This is a genomic window from Anaerotaenia torta (assembly GCF_050433395.1).
Taxonomy (GTDB): domain Bacteria; phylum Bacillota; class Clostridia; order Lachnospirales; family Lachnospiraceae; genus Mobilitalea; species Mobilitalea torta.
On record NZ_JBNPXH010000028.1, the window covers coordinates 1 to 1,698 of the forward strand.

Annotated in this window: 1 protein-coding gene; it reads left to right on the plus strand. The window is 42.6% G+C overall.

The features are described 5' to 3' along the window. Window positions 1-130 precede the first annotated feature (130 nt). Window positions 131-1,444, plus strand: a complete 1,314-nt coding sequence (locus tag HNQ56_RS23820) for an IS30 family transposase (protein ID WP_429151023.1) — start codon at window positions 131-133, stop codon at window positions 1,442-1,444. Window positions 1,445-1,698: the final 254 nt, after the last annotated feature.

Consider the following 1,698-nt stretch of genomic DNA (forward strand, 5'->3'; position numbering starts at 1 on the left):
TGAAAATTGAAAAGTTTAATTCCACTCCTCTTTTATCCTGTGGAGTTTACTTTCGCACAAGTAGCATTTACTCCTTCATACGTTAGTGATATGATTTTCATACCTTCTGACGGCAGTAGAAGGAGATTTTATGAGTAATCTAATACCAGGCAACCAGAAACATCTGGGACTTAATGACCGTATGTTTATTGAAAAGTCTTTGAATGAAGGACAAAGCTTTAAGGATATCGCCCGCTATCTGTGTAAAGATCCGACAACGATTTCTAAGGAAGTTAGATTGCACCGGTTAAGTGACTGGTACCACAAGGGTACCTTCTTTAATGCGCATAACTTTTGCACCCTTCGTTATCACTGTAAGAAAACGAATGCTTGTAACAAGATTATTGTCTGTGGTATCAAATGTACCTCCTGCCCGACCTGTAACCAGACCTGCAAAGACTTTGTAAAAGAACGCTGCAACCGACTGGAGAAAGCTCCTTACGTCTGCAATGGCTGTGACAAACGGATTAATCACTGTACGATTGCCCACAAGTACCGTTATGATGCACGTTTCGCAGACAGGAAATATCATGAGTTACTAAGCAGTTCCAGATCTGGTATCAACATGACCAGGCAGGAGCTGCACAGAAAGGACAGGATTGTTTCTCCCCTGATTGCCCAGGGACAGTCACCCTATCATATCGTTACGAATCATCCTGAGCTGGAGATATCTGTCCGTACCCTTTACACCTATCTGGATAACGGACTTTTCACCGCAAGGAATATCGATTTGAAACGTAAGCCTAAGTTTAAGCTCCGCCGATGCCACAAAAAGCAGATCATTGATCGTACTGTGTTCGTTGGCAGGACCTATGCTGATTTCCAAACTCTTAATCCGGAGTTCTGGACAGAGATGGATACAGTGCATTCTTCCAGGGAATCCAGAAAGACTCTTCTGACATTCTTTCTTAAGCGTGAGAAACTGTTCCTTGCATTTCTCATGAACCGGTGCACAAAAGGTGCTGTCCGCATGGTTTTCGACCGTTTAGAAAAGAAACTTGACACCCACGGGTTTCTTTCTCTGTTCCATATCCTCCTTACAGACAGGGGTTCCGAATTCGGCGATCCGAAATCACTCGAGACTGGGATTAATACGATCGAGCGCACAAGTATCTATTACTGTGATCCTATGAGAAGCGGTCAAAAAGGCGGGGTTGAAAATGTACATACCATGCTGCGTATGATACTTCCCAAGGGAACAAATTTTGAATTCCTTACCCAGTGGGATGTAAATCTGATTGTCGATCACATCAATTCCACTCCAAGGGAAAGTCTCGGTGGAAGAACACCTTACGAAGTGGCTATAGAAACACTTGGTGAAAACGCCCTGAAAGCACTTCAGCTTAGGCCGATTTCCCCTGATGAGGTGAATCTGACACCTAAGCTGATTAAATATAACCGTTAACCATTCCACATAAATCTGCTGTCAGACTGGAAATAAACTTTTCACATTTTTTCAACGTGATTAGTGGAATTCAGTCTCGCACACGGAATTTCCACTGGTCTGTTTGCTATGCCATGAATAAGATTTTCTGTGGGTGGTTGTTTACATTATAACAGAAATCAGCCATTTATACCCCGGAAAATATGAAGTTTTCAACGTTTTTTAAAGGGCGGTGGAATTTAGTCCTGCGCTGGAATTTACTTTTTCAAGTCAGC

Bases quoted from the DNA above. Each gene is read 5' to 3' on its own strand.
- HNQ56_RS23820 (WP_429151023.1), top strand. From the start codon at position 131: ATGAGTAATCTAATACCAGGCAACCAGAAACATCTGGGACTTAATGAC.